Origin of the sequence: Rhizobium sp. RU35A, from assembly GCF_900156005.1 — a bacterium.
GTDB classification, from domain to species: domain Bacteria; phylum Pseudomonadota; class Alphaproteobacteria; order Rhizobiales; family Rhizobiaceae; genus Neorhizobium; species Neorhizobium straminoryzae.
In genome coordinates this window covers 88,752-101,448 of the sequence record NZ_FTMR01000001.1, presented here as the reverse complement: position 1 = coordinate 101,448, position 12,697 = coordinate 88,752, and the positions used below count along the sequence as shown (strand labels likewise).

The following is a 12,697-nucleotide window of genomic DNA, read 5'->3' as shown; positions in this document are numbered from 1 at the left end:
GACGCCGGTTCCTCCTGCGGAACCGCAGGTCGCGGATCAACGCATGTAGAGCACGAAGCTGCCGTCGGCGGCTTCATCCGCATAGATGACGTTGCGGATCTCGACATCCTGAGCCTTCAGTTCCTTCGTAAGCACAGGGTTCTCGCGGATCGCCACCTGCAGGTCCTTCACCTCCGGGCTCTGCGGCGACAGGTCATTGAGATAGTCCTGCAGGCTGACATGATCCTCGATCTCGTCGGTCCGCATCAGCAGGAAGCGGGGATTGTGATCCGCCGCTAGCGCTCGATCCGCCGCCGACATCGCTGCCTGGCTGGTGCCCGCAAGGGCGGCGGTGGCCAGAAGACCGGTCATGCATACTGTGATCAGGCGTTTCATCGCTATACTCCTCCTCATGGGTCGGGAAAGCGGCCATGCCGTTGCCGACCGGGATCATGGTCGCGCCGATCGCCTTCAAATCCAATTCACCAGCCTGTCATAAATGGTTAAATCTTGGCCATGTTTCCGGGGCTCTCGGCTGTGACAGGCCGGCGCAGCACAACCACGTCGCCATGATAGTTGGCCCGCGCGAACTCCGTGAAGCCGAGGCGGCTGGCAAGGATGCGCGAGGGCGTGTTTTCCGGTGCGATGATCGCCGTCATCATGCGGCCTGCAAAGCGTTCTTCCGCCCAACCGATCAGCGCGGTCATCGCTTCCAGGGCGTAGCCTCGCCCATGAAACTTGGGCAACAGAACCCAGCCGGTCTCCAGCGTGCCGACGAGGGAGGGCGTCATGTCGCGACGCACCTCGTGAAAGCCGGCCTCGCCCACGAACCGCCCGCTTTCCCGCTCCTCGATGGCCAGAAAACCGAAGCCCATGTAGTGCCACATGCCGGCACGGTTCATGAGACGGATCCAGCTTGCCTCTGCCGTCGAGGGCTTGCCGCCGATATGGCGCACGACAGTCTCATCGGCCCAGAGCGCAGTAAAGTCCGGGTAGTCGGCAAGGCTGTGCGGTCTGAGGATGAGACGCTCGGTCTCGAGTATGGGCATGTCCGGCATCGGTCTGGCACTCCGGTCTCTGTCGCGAGGGCGTAATCTGACCGCTTCCGCCGGCCGCGGCCAGCCGGCCCTTTGCGAAAATCGCTTGCCATTCCGCGCGCGCCGTGGTTTGACCGGCCCAATTCCCAACATCTCAAATCGCAGAATTGCGACCAGGACGACCCATGACCGATTCTCTGAAGCCTCATCTCCTCATCGTCGAGGCCCGCTTTTACGACGATATGGCCGACGCGCTGCTCCACGGCGCAACCTCGGCGCTGGACGAGGCAGGCGCCACCTATGACGTGATCACCGTGCCGGGCGCGCTCGAAATCCCGCCGGCGATCGCCATGGCGCTCGACGCGGCCGAACAGGGCGGCGTCAACTACGACGGTTTCGTCGCGCTCGGCATGGTCATCCGTGGCGAAACCTATCACTTCGACATCGTCGCCAACGAATCCTCGCGTGCGCTGATGGATCTCGCCGTGTCGGAATCGCTTGCGATCGGCAACGGCATCATGACCGTCGAGAATGACGAGCAGGCCTGGGCGCGTGTGAAGAAGAGCGAGAAGGACAAGGGCGGTTTCGCGGCCCGCGCGGCTCTCACCATGATCGAGCTGCGTGAAAAGCTGGGTGCCTGAGCCATGTCGAAGGATCTGCAGCCGCCGGTGAAACCGGCCAACCAGCGGGGTGCCGCCCGTCTTGCCGCCGTGCAGGCGCTGTATCAGATGGATATCGGCGGCACCGGCGTGCTGGAAGTGGTGGCCGAATACGAGGAACATCGTCTCGGCCAGGAACTGGACGGCGATACCTATCTGAAGGCCGATCCCTCCTGGTTCCGTTCCATCGTCTCCGGCGTCGTGCGCGACCAGACGAAGATCGATCCGCTGGTGCGGGCCACCCTGCAGGAAGGCTGGCCGCTGTCGCGTCTCGATTCTACGCTGCGTGCCATCCTGCGTGCCGGCACGTTCGAAATCCTGGAGCGCAAGGACGTGCCCGTGCCGGTGATCGTCACGGAATATGTCGAGATCGCCCAGGCCTTCTTCTTCGAGGGCGACGAGCCGAAGATCGTCAATGCGGTGCTCGACCGCATTGCCAAGCAGGTGCGCGGCGAAACCAGGAAATAGGCAGGGATCATGGACAGCACAGGCGGCGGTGGACTGGAGCGGCAGCTTGTGGCCGCCAAGCGCACGGTCGCCCTGCTGGCCGGCACCCAGGCCATCCTCGGCTCGGCGGCGCCCATGACGATTTCTGTCGGTTCGCTGGCCGGCTATCAGTTGCTGGCCGCCGATAAATCGCTGGCGACTGCCCCGGTCACCGGTTTCAATGTCGGAACCGCGCTCGGCGCCATGGGCATTGCCATCGTGTCGCGCTTCCTTGGTCGCCGCGCGGCCTTCATGACCGGCGCCATGATCGGCGCCACCGGCGGCACGCTTGCGACCATCGCGCTGTTTCGCGGCGAGTTCTGGCTGTTTGCCTTCTCCCTGATGCTGATCGGCATCTGCGGCGGCTTCACCCAGAAGATCCGCTTTGCCGCCGCCGATGCCTCGCCATCCTCCTACAAGCCCAAGGCGATTTCCTGGATCCTCGGCGCCGGCATCGTCTCCGCCGTCATCGGGCCGCAGCTGGCGATCTGGGCAAAGGACGCCTTCGAACCGGTCACCTTTGCGGGCACTTTTCTGGCGCTTTTGCCGCTTTGCCTGGCGGCGATCGGCATCCTTGCCTTCCTGAAGCTTCCGCAGCCGACAAGGACCTCCGCGTCCGGCCAGCCGGCCCGGCCGCTGCGCGAGATCATCGCCACGCAACGTTTCGCCACCGGCATGGTCTGCGGCATCGGCACCTATGCGCTGATGTCCTTCGTGATGACGGGCGCGCCGCTCGCCATGGTGGTCGGCTGCGGCTTTCCGACGGAGCTTGCCACGCTCGGCATCCAGTGGCATGTGCTCGCCATGTTCGGCCCGAGCTTCTTCACCGGCATGATCATCGCCCGTATCGGCGCGGAAAAGGTGGTGGCGCTCGGCCTCGTCACGCTGATGGCCTGCGCGGTCGTTGCCCACATGGGCATCGAACTGTGGAACTTCTGGGCGGCCCTCGTGCTGCTCGGCATCGGCTGGAATTTCGGCTTCATCGGCGCCACCTCCATCGTTGCCTCCACCTATCGCCCGCACGAGGCCGACAAGGTGCAAGGGTTCCACGACATCATCCTGTTCGGCACCGTGGCGCTTTCTTCCTTCTCTTCCGGCAAGGTCTTCACCGCCTATGGCTGGTCCTTCATGAACCTGTTCATCTGGCCGGTCGCGATTCTCTGCCTGGTGCTGATCGGCCTGCTTCTTCTGCGGCAGAAGTCCGCAACCTCAGCTTGATTTTTGGCAAATACGCCATTCTCCGTCTGAAGTAGGGTGTTCAGGCTCCCCTTGCCGGGCAAGCCCTTGACGCCATTTCATCACAACCGCAATCTCGCGGGCGAACGGCATCATACGTTCCTTGGGAGGGGAGCCTTGCCGTTCCATGCCGGCGTAATGTTTGCGGCCGGCCTTTTGGGAGAGGAACAATCGTATGACAGTGATACTGGGTGTGATCGTCTGCGGTCTCTTGTCGGTGGTCTACGCCGCCTGGGCCACACGGTCGGTCCTGGCCGCGGACCAGGGCAATCCGCGCATGCAGGAAATCGCCGGCTATATCCGGGAAGGCGCGCAGGCCTATCTGACGCGCCAGTACATGACGATCGCCATCGTCGGTGCGGTGGTGACGATCGGTACATGGCTGCTCTTGTCCGGCCTTGCCGCCATTGGCTTCGTCATCGGCGCCGTCCTGTCCGGGGCGGCCGGCTTCATCGGCATGCATGTGTCGGTGCGCGCCAATGTGCGCACCGCCCAGGCCTCCTCGCACAGCCTGTCGGCCGGCCTCGACATCGCCTTCAAGTCCGGTGCCATCACCGGCATGCTGGTGGCCGGTCTCGCGCTGCTTGGCGTGTCGATCTACTACTGGATCCTGGTCTACCTGCTGGGTAATGCGCCCGGCAGCCGTCACGTCATCGATGCCCTGGTCGCGCTCGGCTTCGGCGCCTCGCTGATTTCCATCTTTGCCCGTCTCGGCGGCGGCATCTTCACCAAGGGCGCCGATGTCGGCGGCGATCTCGTCGGCAAGGTGGAAGCCGGCATTCCCGAGGACGATCCGCGCAACCCGGCCACCATTGCCGACAATGTCGGCGACAATGTCGGCGATTGCGCCGGCATGGCGGCCGACCTGTTCGAAACCTATGCCGTCTCGGTGGTGGCGACCATGGTGCTGGCGGCAATCTTCTTCGCCGGCGTTCCGGCGCTTGGGCTCATCATGCTCTATCCGCTGGCCATCTGCGCGGTCTGCATCCTCACCTCGATAGCCGGCACCTTCTTCGTCAAGCTCGGTTCCAATGGTTCGATCATGGGCGCGCTTTACAAGGGGTTGATCGCCACCGGCCTGCTCTCCATCGTCGGGCTCGGCATTGCCACCAGCCTCACCATCGGCTGGGGCGCCATCGGCACCGTGGCCGGCAAGGAGATTACCGGCGCCAACCTGTTCGCCTGCGGCATTCTCGGCCTCGTGGTGACCGCGCTGATCGTGGTGATCACCGAATACTACACGGGCACCAACAAGCGCCCGGTCAATTCCATCGCCCAGGCCTCCGTCACCGGCCACGGCACCAATGTCATCCAGGGGCTGGCCGTCTCGCTCGAATCGACCGCGCTGCCGGCCATCGTGATCGTCGGTGGCATCATCACCACCTATCAGCTGGGCGGCCTGTTCGGCACCGGCATTGCGGTCACCGCCATGCTCGGCCTTGCCGGCATGATCGTCGCACTCGATGCCTTCGGCCCGGTCACCGACAATGCCGGCGGCATTGCCGAAATGGCAGGCCTTCCGCCGGAAGTGCGCAAGTCCACCGATGCGCTGGATGCGGTCGGCAACACCACCAAGGCCGTCACCAAGGGTTATGCCATCGGCTCGGCCGGCCTCGGCGCGCTTGTCCTGTTTGCCGCCTATTCCAACGATCTCGCCTATTTCGCGGCGAACGGCCAGCAATATCCGTATTTCGCCGGCATCGGCGAGATCTCCTTCAGCCTCGCCAATCCTTACGTGGTGGCCGGTCTCCTCTTCGGCGGCCTGATCCCCTACCTGTTTGGCGGCATGGCGATGACGGCCGTCGGCAAGGCCGGCAGTGCTGTCGTGGAGGAAGTGCGCCGGCAGTTCCGTGAAAAGCCCGGCATCATGCAGGGCACGGACCGGCCGGATTACGGCCGTGCCGTCGACATGCTGACGCGGGCGGCGATTCGCGAAATGATCCTGCCCTCGCTGTTGCCGGTGCTGGCACCCGTCGTCGTCTATTTCGGCGTGCTGGTGATCTCGGGATCGAAGGCCTCGGCCTTTGCGGCGCTCGGCGCCTCGCTGCTCGGGGTCATCATCAACGGCCTGTTCGTGGCGATTTCGATGACCTCGGGCGGCGGCGCCTGGGACAATGCCAAGAAGAGCTTCGAGGATGGCTTTGTCGACAAGGACGGCCAGAAGCACTTCAAGGGCTCGGATGCGCACAAGGCCTCCGTTACCGGCGATACCGTGGGCGATCCCTACAAGGATACCGCGGGGCCTGCCGTCAACCCGGCGATCAAGATCACCAATATCGTGGCGCTGCTGCTGCTGGCGATTCTCGCCGCCTGACGCAACATCCCTCGACACAAGACCCCGAAATGAAGAAACCCGCGGATCGTCTCCGCGGGTTTCCTGTGTGTCGAAGGTCTGCCGGACTCAGTTGCCGAGCAGGTTGCGGAAGGCTGCCGCGCCCGCATTGGCGCCGGAGCCGGCACCCGTCAGCAGCTGCTGCAGGAAGGTCAGGTCGCGGCCGCCGGTCGGCGTCGTGCGGCTGATCGTATCGAACACCTTGCCGTCCTGCATCGTGTAGACGGCGCGGCGGGTCACGATGCCCTTCTTGTCGAAGTAATAGGCGACGACCGTCTGGTCGACGATGCGCGGCTTCATGAAGGCGACCGGGCGCTGGCGCTTCTGGGAAATGTAATAGAACACTTCGCCGTCGAAGGTCGCCGTGGTCGACGGCGTGCCCATCGAGAGCAGAACCTGCTCGCGGCTGGAGCCCACGGGCGTCAGGTCGAGCGCATCCTTGTCCAGCACGTAGCCGTTATACATGGTTTCGCCGATGCCGGTGCTGCAGCCGGCCAGACCCAGCGTCATGGAGACCGCCAGGATCGCGGCCTTGCCGGCCATATTGACTTGAGACCCAAACACCCGCTTGCTCAACACGCTGTCCTCATGTGTTCCATCCCGCCTTCCGTAGACCGCCGTGCTGCGACAGCATTGTGGCTATTCCACGAATGCCCGGCGCTTTCACCGCCGGCTTTTCCCGAATTCCCGCCGGTCGGCAGTTGCCATGCCTCAACGGCATTGCAATTCGTGCCTGCTTCGGTAAACCAGCTTTCGTTTCCATGCAACACGGCTGGCATGGCCAGTCCCCGGTTTGACGGGCAAGAGTGCAGGGTTTGATGATCTTTGGTCTGTTCCGCAGGAAAAACGGCAATCGCGCCATCGTCGAGCGCCAGTACGCGGCCTTGACTTCGGCCGCCCGCATTCCTTTCTTCTATAGTGATCTCGGCGTGCCCGATACGGTCATGGGCCGCTTCGAGATGCTGTCGGTGGTGATGATCCTGTTCTTCCGGCGCACGGCCTCGTCTGCCACCAGCGGGCAGGAACTGGCGCAGGAGATCATCGATGCCTTCTTCCAGGATATCGACCATTCGATCCGGGAACTGGGGATTGGCGATCAGGGTGTGCCGAAGCGCATGAAGAAGCTGGCCGGCATGTTCTATGGCCGCGTGAAATCCTATGCGGCGGCCATGGATGCGGATGATGCGGCAGGCCTTGAAGAGGCGCTGCGTCGCAATCTTCACCCCGGTGATGCGGCAGCCCCCGCCATGGACGGGCTTGCCCGATGGATGATATCGGCGGAAGCAGCATTGAAAGAGGTGCCCGAGGATACGATCGCTCGCGGCATGCTCGTGCTGCCAACGCCCGAAACGTGAGGTTCAATCGTGAGTTCGAATCCGGATCATGGCGCACCGGCGCCCTTTTCCTATCCCGTCAAGGTCGGGCACATCTCTGCCAATGCCGTGACCGTGCATGTGGAGGCCGATCCGCGCGAGCGGAAGGCGCTTGCCGACCTCTGGCAGGCCCTGTCGGTGGAATCGCTGTCGGCAGAGATGCAGGTCGGCCGATGGAAGAAGGATGGCGTGCGGCTGAAGGGCCGGGTGAAGGCGCATGTGGTGCAGGCCTGCGTGGTGACGCTGGAGCCGGTGGACGGTTTCATCGACGAACCCTTCGAGCAGATCTTCGTGCCTGAAGGCTCAAAGCTTGCCCGTCTGATGACCGGCGACAGCGCCGAAATGGTGCTGGACCCCGATGGTCCGGACCTGCCGGAAACCTTTGTCGGCGATACCATCGATGCGGGTGCCGTGGTGGCCGAATTCGTGGCGCTGGCGCTCGATCCCTATCCGCGCAAGGCGGGCAGCGAATTCGCCGACCACATCGAATCGGACGAGAAGACCGACGCGCGCAAGCCCAATCCCTTCGCCGTGCTGAAGGACTGGAAAAACAAGGAATAGGGTTTGCATTTTCTGAGGAATGAGTTGTATGCGGCGGCAAAAGCAGTATTTTGGCCGCGATTTCGCCAAGCGCGGGACAGAAGGATCAGGAGCGCGTGATCAGGATTTCTCTCGACGCCATGGGTGGCGATTTCGGTCCCTCGGTTGTCATTCCGGGCGCCGCCAAGGCGCTTGAACGCCATCCGGATGTCACCTTCATCATCTTTGGCCAGAAGGCCGAATGCGAGCCGCTTCTCGCCCGTTATCCGAAGCTTCGGGAAAAATCCGTCTTCCATGATTGCGAAGTGGCCATTACCATGGATGAGAAGCCGAGCGCGGCCCTGCGCCGCGGCCGCTATACCTCCTCCATGTGGCGCTCCATCGAGGCGGTGAAGACGGGAGAGGCGGATGCCGTCGTATCCGCCGGCAATACGGGCGCCCTGATGGCCATGGCCAAGTTCTGCCTGCGCACCATGGCCAATATCGAACGACCGGCGATTGCCGGCATCTGGCCGACGCTGCGCGGCGAAAGCATCGTGCTCGATATCGGGGCCACGATCGGCGCCGATGCGCAGCAGCTCCTCGACTTTGCCCTGATGGGCGGCGCCATGGCGCGCGCCCTGTTCGAAATCGACCGCCCGACCGTCGGACTGCTGAATGTCGGCGTGGAGGAGGTCAAGGGCCAGGAAGAGGTCAAGGAAGCCGGGCGGATGATCCGCGAGGCGAGTCTTTCGACCATTGCCTATCATGGCTTCGTCGAGGGTAACGACATCGGCAAGGGCGTGGTCGACGTCGTCGTTACCGAAGGCTTCACCGGCAATATCGCGTTGAAGACGGCCGAAGGCACTGCCCGCCAGATGGCGGAACTGCTGCGCTCGGCCATGTCGCGCACACTTCTGTCGAAGATCGGCTATCTGCTCGCCAAGAGCGCCTTCGACCTGCTGCGCGAGAAGATGGACCCGCGCAAGGTCAATGGCGGCGTCTTCCTCGGCCTCAACGGCATCGTCATCAAGAGCCATGGCGGCACGGATGCGGAGGGCTATGCCTCGGCCATCGATGTCGGCTACGACATGGTGCGCAATGCCCTCAACGACAAGATCGCACAGGATCTGAAGACCTATCATGCCCGCCGCCTGCCACCGGCAGGACCGGAAGAAGCGGCGTAAGAAACAGGAACAACGAGCATGATCCGTTCAGTGGTTCTCGGGTATGGCGCAGCGCTTCCCAAGCGCGTCGTCCCGAACAAGGAACTCGAAAGCCTGGTGGAAACGTCCGATGACTGGATCGTGCAGCGCACCGGTATCCGTCAGCGCTACATTGCCGGCGATGGCGAAACCAGCGCCTCGCTTGGCGAGCAGGCGGCCCGGGCAGCGCTGGACCGCGCCGGCCTGACGCCCGCCGATATCGATCTGGTGATCGTCGCCACCTCGACGCCCGATAACACCTTCCCGGCAACGGCAGTCAATATCCAGAACCGGCTCGGCATGACGCATGGCTATGCCTTCGACGTGCAGGCCGTCTGTACCGGCTTTGTCTATGCGGTGGCGACGGCCGATGCGCATCTGCGTGCCGGCCTTGCCCGCCGCGCCATCGTGATCGGCGCCGAAACCTTCTCGCGCATCCTCGACTGGACCGACCGCACAACGTGCGTGCTGTTTGGCGATGGCGCCGGCGCCATCGTTCTGGAAGCGCAGGAGGGGGAGGGCACCATTGCCGATCGCGGCGTGCTGACCGCGCATCTGCGCTCCGACGGTTCGCACAAGGACAAGCTCTATGTCGATGGCGGTCCATCCTCCACCGGCACGGTGGGCCATCTGCGCATGGAAGGCCGCGAGGTGTTCAAGCACGCGGTCGGCATGATCACCGACGTGATCGAAGCCGCATTCGAATCGACCGGCACCACCGCGGAGGATCTCGACTGGCTGGTGCCGCACCAGGCAAACCGCCGCATCATCGATGGCTCCGCCAAGAAGCTTGGCATTCCCCCGGAGAAGGTGGTGGTCACGGTGGACCTGCATGGCAACACGTCTGCGGCCTCGATTCCGCTGGCGCTGTCGGTTGCGGCTGACGACGGGCGCATCCAGAAGGGCGACCTCGTGATGCTGGAAGCCATGGGCGGCGGCTTCACCTGGGGCGCGCTTCTGATTCGCTGGTAATCTCGCGTTTACAAGTGCTTGACCGTGAACCGCAAGGAACATAGTGTTTGGGCGCTTCACCAATAAAACGAACAGTGACGGGCGGGGGCCATGGCCGGCAAGACAGTGACCAGAGCAGACTTGGCGGAATCCGTGTTTCGCAAGGTCGGCCTTTCCCGCACCGAATCTGCCGAACTCGTCGAGACGGTGATCGATGAGATCTGCAACGCCATCGTGCGCGGCGAAATCGTGAAGCTGTCGTCCTTCGCCACCTTCCAGGTGCGCGCCAAGAACGAACGCATCGGCCGCAATCCCAAGACGGGCGAGGAAGTGCCGATTTCGCCGCGTCGCGTCATGACGTTCAAGGCCTCCAACGTGCTGAAGCAGCGCATCCTCAAGGCGCATCTCGCCCGCAAGGCCAAGCTGAAGCCGGTCAATCCGCCCGGTTGAGCGTGATTTTCACGCATTCGTCTGTTTATCATTTCTTGAAACGCTTGAATTCGACGCCGTAAGCCGTTGAAATGCGGTTTATCAATCGAAATGCCGTTGCGTGAGTCGGCGCTTTGCCGGCGGTGGAGATGAGAACGTGGACAAGAGCCCGGACGCCTTTCGCACGATCAGCGAAGTTGCCGACGATCTGGACCTGCCCCAGCACGTGCTCCGCTTCTGGGAGACCCGTTTTCCGCAGATCAAGCCGATGAAGCGCGGCGGCGGCCGCCGCTACTATCGCCCGGAAGACGTCGATCTTCTGAAGGGCATCCGTCACCTGCTTTACGATCACGGCTATACTATCAAGGGCGTGCAAAAGCTGTTGCGCACCAATGGCAACAAGTTCGTGGCCGCCATTGCCTCTGGCGACATGGCGACGATGGAGGCCATCATGGCCGCCAACAACGACCGGGTGGTGGAACCGAAAGTGGTGAGCCCCGACGACGACCAGATCGTCGGCCGGCCGAAGGCAAAGCCCAGCGGCCGCTTCTTCGGCTTCGGCGGTGGCAGCGAGGATGATTCGCTGGAAGTGTCGATCGGCAAGAGTTCCATCGGCAAGGAAGACCGCGCCCTCCTGCAGGAGGCTCTCTTCGATCTTCTGGAATGCAAGCGCCTGCTGGACCAGGTTCGCTGACGGCCGCCGTTCTGCTGCGGGAAGGGCCGGCGGTGTCGCCCGTTCCTGCCTGCGATCTCGCCAAGGGCGTTTCCCGTGCAGCCTCCCTGTACCGCGACATTGCCTGTTTCTGAGGAGACGGCCCACCAGCGCTGCCAGATTCTCTTCCGCAGTGTCCGGTGTCGCACTGGCTCCGAATCGGGATCGGACTGCGTGTCTTCTGGGGGATGAGGGAAGATGATGTCTCGGGAGTACGGTCCCGTGCGATCTCATGCGCCTGTCACGGCGGAGGAGACCTTTGGCCGGTTGAAAGCAATCCGGCATGAGGTTTCAAGCCATTTAGCTGCACAGTGACACTCACCGCTGACCGCGAACATCAACGGGCAATAGTGCGACACAGGTATTTAAGGAAAAGCGAACCGCCATCTGGGGGATGGGAAGGTTCCGGGAAGAAATGGTCGGGGCGACTGGACTTGAACCAGCGACCCCTTGACCCCCAGTCAAGTGCGCTACCGGGCTGCGCTACGCCCCGACCTGCTTCCTTGGAAGCACGCCCTCCTTACTGACTTGCCGCGCAGGGTGCAAGACCTAATTCGGGCGTGAGGGAGAATTGCCTAGCGAAAAATCGGCGTACGGGTTGCGTTCATCAGCAGTTCCTGCTCCGAGGCAAAGGGCCCCAGCAGCTTCAGAAGCCGGTTCTCTTCCCGAGAATCCAGACGGTAGCGCCGTGCGAACTCGCTGACGTTCCAGACCTTGCGCAGGCCTTGCCTCTCGGTGACTTTTTGATCGACATGCTCGGTCATGATGCACCCTCTCGTTCTCTTTTTATGCGCTGCAGTTTTCTGCTATTCCCCGCATGATTGTATATCGCGAAAGGTTAATATTCGCAAACGTTCTCGCATTGAGGCAGGTCAATTCTGTTCCACTTTGACGCCGTTGCTGGAAATGCTCATCTCCACGCCCTTCGGCTTGGTTTCTTCGTGCACGACATAGGCGCCCAGTCCGGCGACGACCACGACGAGCGCGCCGATGATCAGGTAAAGACTGTTGCTGCGGGCCATTTTCCAAAACTCCTTGATCGAGAACCCGCGTTCGAGCGGGCGCCGATCAACGACCCAGTCGTGGTTTTGTTCCAGGCGAATCGCGAGGGCGCACGAACCTGATGGCGTCGCGCCCGGCGCGGCGCGCCGCCTGCTTGTGTCGGGCGCAAAAGACGGCATAATTCGAGCAGTCGTCAGTTCTCGCGAGGTTTTCACGGTGACACTTCCCCTCTGGTTCGAGGTGGTCCTGGCCTGCATCTACATGCTGGTGGCGCTCGTCTTCCTGGGGCAGGCGTTTCTCGATCGGCTGGCCTCGGGCGAGCGGTGGACAGGGCTGCGGGTCATTGGCCTTGTCCTGTGTCTGGTGTGGCCGCTGACGCTTCTCGGCGTGATGGTCTGGGCCGCACTTGGCCGTTTTCGCCGCCGGCACGAGGATGCGTCCGTGGGGATCGCGCCGATGCGCCTCAACCGTCGTTGGCGGAGCTGAGATGTTCCGGACGTAGTCCCTCATCCGCCGGTGCCTGGCGCAAGCGGACGCCGGGGCCAGCCCCCGGATTATCCTCGCCTGCCGCCACAAACACGATGCCGTGGCCTTCCAGCGTTGCCTTCAGCCGCGCCAGATCGATGCCCGGCATTTCTCCGCGCTCCAGCGCTTCGATATCTTGAGACGAAAGACCGGACGCCCGGGCAAGGTCCTTGGCGGAAAGTCCAAGCATGGCGCGTGCGGCGCGGATTTGTTCGATGCTGATCATGCCTGAGGAAATGGGCCTGCGCCGGC

General features: G+C 63.0%; 17 protein-coding genes and 1 tRNA gene. 11 read left to right on the top strand and 7 right to left on the bottom strand.

The features are described 5' to 3' along the window. Positions 1–36 precede the first annotated feature (36 nt). Positions 37–375, bottom strand: coding sequence for a hypothetical protein (locus F3H95_RS00660; protein WP_149744588.1), 339 nt, complete (start codon positions 373–375; stop codon positions 37–39). 107 nt (positions 376–482) lie between these two features. Then, positions 483–1,037: a GNAT family N-acetyltransferase gene (locus F3H95_RS00655; RefSeq protein WP_149744587.1), complete on the bottom strand. Its 555-nt coding sequence runs from the start codon at positions 1,035–1,037 to the stop codon at positions 483–485. Positions 1,038–1,201: 164 nt separating this feature from the next. Here F3H95_RS00655 and ribH point away from each other — a divergent pair, with 164 nt between their 5' ends. From ribH to F3H95_RS00635, 4 genes are all read left to right on the top strand, one after another. Continuing rightward, the gene (gene ribH, locus F3H95_RS00650; RefSeq protein ID WP_143125513.1) at positions 1,202–1,657 is read left to right on the top strand and encodes a 6,7-dimethyl-8-ribityllumazine synthase; all 456 of its coding nucleotides are present in this window, start codon (positions 1,202–1,204) and stop codon (positions 1,655–1,657) included. A 3-nt stretch (positions 1,658–1,660) separates the two neighbouring features. Then, positions 1,661–2,143, top strand: coding sequence for a transcription antitermination factor NusB (gene nusB / locus F3H95_RS00645; RefSeq protein ID WP_143125512.1), 483 nt, complete (start codon positions 1,661–1,663; stop codon positions 2,141–2,143). A gap of 9 nt (positions 2,144–2,152) precedes the next feature. Further along, positions 2,153–3,379, top strand: a complete 1,227-nt coding sequence (locus F3H95_RS00640) for an MFS transporter (RefSeq protein WP_149744586.1) — start codon at positions 2,153–2,155, stop codon at positions 3,377–3,379. Between the two features lie 193 nt (positions 3,380–3,572). Then, positions 3,573–5,711: a sodium-translocating pyrophosphatase gene (locus F3H95_RS00635; RefSeq protein ID WP_143125510.1), complete on the top strand. Its 2,139-nt coding sequence runs from the start codon at positions 3,573–3,575 to the stop codon at positions 5,709–5,711. 87 nt (positions 5,712–5,798) lie between these two features. Here F3H95_RS00635 and F3H95_RS00630 read toward each other — a convergent pair whose 3' ends face one another. After that, positions 5,799–6,305 (bottom strand): outer membrane protein assembly factor BamE, encoded by a 507-nt coding sequence (locus F3H95_RS00630; RefSeq protein ID WP_244617836.1) that lies wholly within the window; start codon positions 6,303–6,305, stop codon positions 5,799–5,801. 242 nt (positions 6,306–6,547) lie between these two features. Between F3H95_RS00630 and F3H95_RS00625 the strand changes: the two genes are divergently transcribed. From F3H95_RS00625 to F3H95_RS00600, 6 genes are all read left to right on the top strand, one after another. Further along, on the top strand, positions 6,548–7,084 hold the full coding sequence (locus tag F3H95_RS00625) for a ubiquinol-cytochrome C chaperone family protein (RefSeq protein WP_143125509.1): 537 nt from the start codon (positions 6,548–6,550) through the stop codon (positions 7,082–7,084). A 9-nt stretch (positions 7,085–7,093) separates the two neighbouring features. After that, a complete protein-coding gene (locus F3H95_RS00620) occupies positions 7,094–7,663 on the top strand; it encodes a DUF177 domain-containing protein (RefSeq protein ID WP_149744585.1) in 570 nt (189 codons plus the stop codon). Positions 7,664–7,758: 95 nt separating this feature from the next. Next, positions 7,759–8,808 carry a phosphate acyltransferase PlsX gene (gene plsX, locus F3H95_RS00615; RefSeq protein ID WP_143125507.1) on the top strand — a complete coding sequence of 350 codons (1,050 nt, stop codon included), beginning with the start codon at positions 7,759–7,761 and terminating at the stop codon, positions 8,806–8,808. An 18-nt stretch (positions 8,809–8,826) separates the two neighbouring features. Beyond that, on the top strand, positions 8,827–9,798 hold the full coding sequence (locus F3H95_RS00610) for a beta-ketoacyl-ACP synthase III (RefSeq protein ID WP_143125506.1): 972 nt from the start codon (positions 8,827–8,829) through the stop codon (positions 9,796–9,798). A gap of 90 nt (positions 9,799–9,888) precedes the next feature. Beyond that, complete coding sequence (locus F3H95_RS00605; protein ID WP_143125505.1) at positions 9,889–10,227, top strand: integration host factor subunit alpha; 339 nt, start codon at positions 9,889–9,891, stop codon at positions 10,225–10,227. A gap of 136 nt (positions 10,228–10,363) precedes the next feature. After that, the gene (locus F3H95_RS00600) at positions 10,364–10,900 is read left to right on the top strand and encodes a MerR family transcriptional regulator (RefSeq protein ID WP_143125504.1); all 537 of its coding nucleotides are present in this window, start codon (positions 10,364–10,366) and stop codon (positions 10,898–10,900) included. A gap of 434 nt (positions 10,901–11,334) precedes the next feature. Here F3H95_RS00600 and F3H95_RS00595 read toward each other — a convergent pair. The 3 genes from F3H95_RS00595 to F3H95_RS00585 form a co-directional block, all read right to left on the bottom strand. Next, positions 11,335–11,411, bottom strand: a tRNA-Pro gene (locus tag F3H95_RS00595). 82 nt (positions 11,412–11,493) lie between these two features. Further along, complete coding sequence (locus F3H95_RS00590) at positions 11,494–11,682, bottom strand: hypothetical protein (RefSeq protein WP_143125503.1); 189 nt, start codon at positions 11,680–11,682, stop codon at positions 11,494–11,496. 108 nt (positions 11,683–11,790) lie between these two features. Then, positions 11,791–12,135, bottom strand: a complete 345-nt coding sequence (locus tag F3H95_RS00585) for a hypothetical protein (protein ID WP_149744584.1) — start codon at positions 12,133–12,135, stop codon at positions 11,791–11,793. Between the two features lies 1 nt (position 12,136). On the opposite strand from F3H95_RS00585, the gene F3H95_RS00580 reads away from it, so the two are divergent. Then, positions 12,137–12,406 carry a hypothetical protein gene (locus F3H95_RS00580; protein ID WP_149744583.1) on the top strand — a complete coding sequence of 90 codons (270 nt, stop codon included), beginning with the start codon at positions 12,137–12,139 and terminating at the stop codon, positions 12,404–12,406. On the opposite strand, the gene F3H95_RS00575 is transcribed toward F3H95_RS00580, so the two are convergent. Further along, positions 12,384–12,671, bottom strand: coding sequence for a helix-turn-helix domain-containing protein (locus F3H95_RS00575; RefSeq protein ID WP_143125501.1), 288 nt, complete (start codon positions 12,669–12,671; stop codon positions 12,384–12,386). The two genes, F3H95_RS00580 and F3H95_RS00575, sit on opposite strands and share 23 nt — an antisense overlap. Positions 12,672–12,697 lie beyond the last annotated feature (26 nt).

Bases quoted from the DNA above. Each gene is read 5' to 3' on its own strand.
- F3H95_RS00660 (WP_149744588.1), bottom strand. From the start codon at position 375: ATGAAACGCCTGATCACAGTATGCATGACCGGTCTTCTGGCCACCGCC.
- F3H95_RS00655 (WP_149744587.1), bottom strand. From the start codon at position 1,037: ATGCCGGACATGCCCATACTCGAGACCGAGCGTCTCATCCTCAGACCG.
- ribH (WP_143125513.1), top strand. From the start codon at position 1,202: ATGACCGATTCTCTGAAGCCTCATCTCCTCATCGTCGAGGCCCGCTTT.
- nusB (WP_143125512.1), top strand. From the start codon at position 1,661: ATGTCGAAGGATCTGCAGCCGCCGGTGAAACCGGCCAACCAGCGGGGT.
- F3H95_RS00640 (WP_149744586.1), top strand. From the start codon at position 2,153: ATGGACAGCACAGGCGGCGGTGGACTGGAGCGGCAGCTTGTGGCCGCC.
- F3H95_RS00635 (WP_143125510.1), top strand. From the start codon at position 3,573: ATGACAGTGATACTGGGTGTGATCGTCTGCGGTCTCTTGTCGGTGGTC.
- F3H95_RS00625 (WP_143125509.1), top strand. From the start codon at position 6,548: ATGATCTTTGGTCTGTTCCGCAGGAAAAACGGCAATCGCGCCATCGTC.
- F3H95_RS00610 (WP_143125506.1), top strand. From the start codon at position 8,827: ATGATCCGTTCAGTGGTTCTCGGGTATGGCGCAGCGCTTCCCAAGCGC.
- F3H95_RS00605 (WP_143125505.1), top strand. From the start codon at position 9,889: ATGGCCGGCAAGACAGTGACCAGAGCAGACTTGGCGGAATCCGTGTTT.
- F3H95_RS00590 (WP_143125503.1), bottom strand. From the start codon at position 11,682: ATGACCGAGCATGTCGATCAAAAAGTCACCGAGAGGCAAGGCCTGCGC.
- F3H95_RS00575 (WP_143125501.1), bottom strand. From the start codon at position 12,671: ATGATCAGCATCGAACAAATCCGCGCCGCACGCGCCATGCTTGGACTT.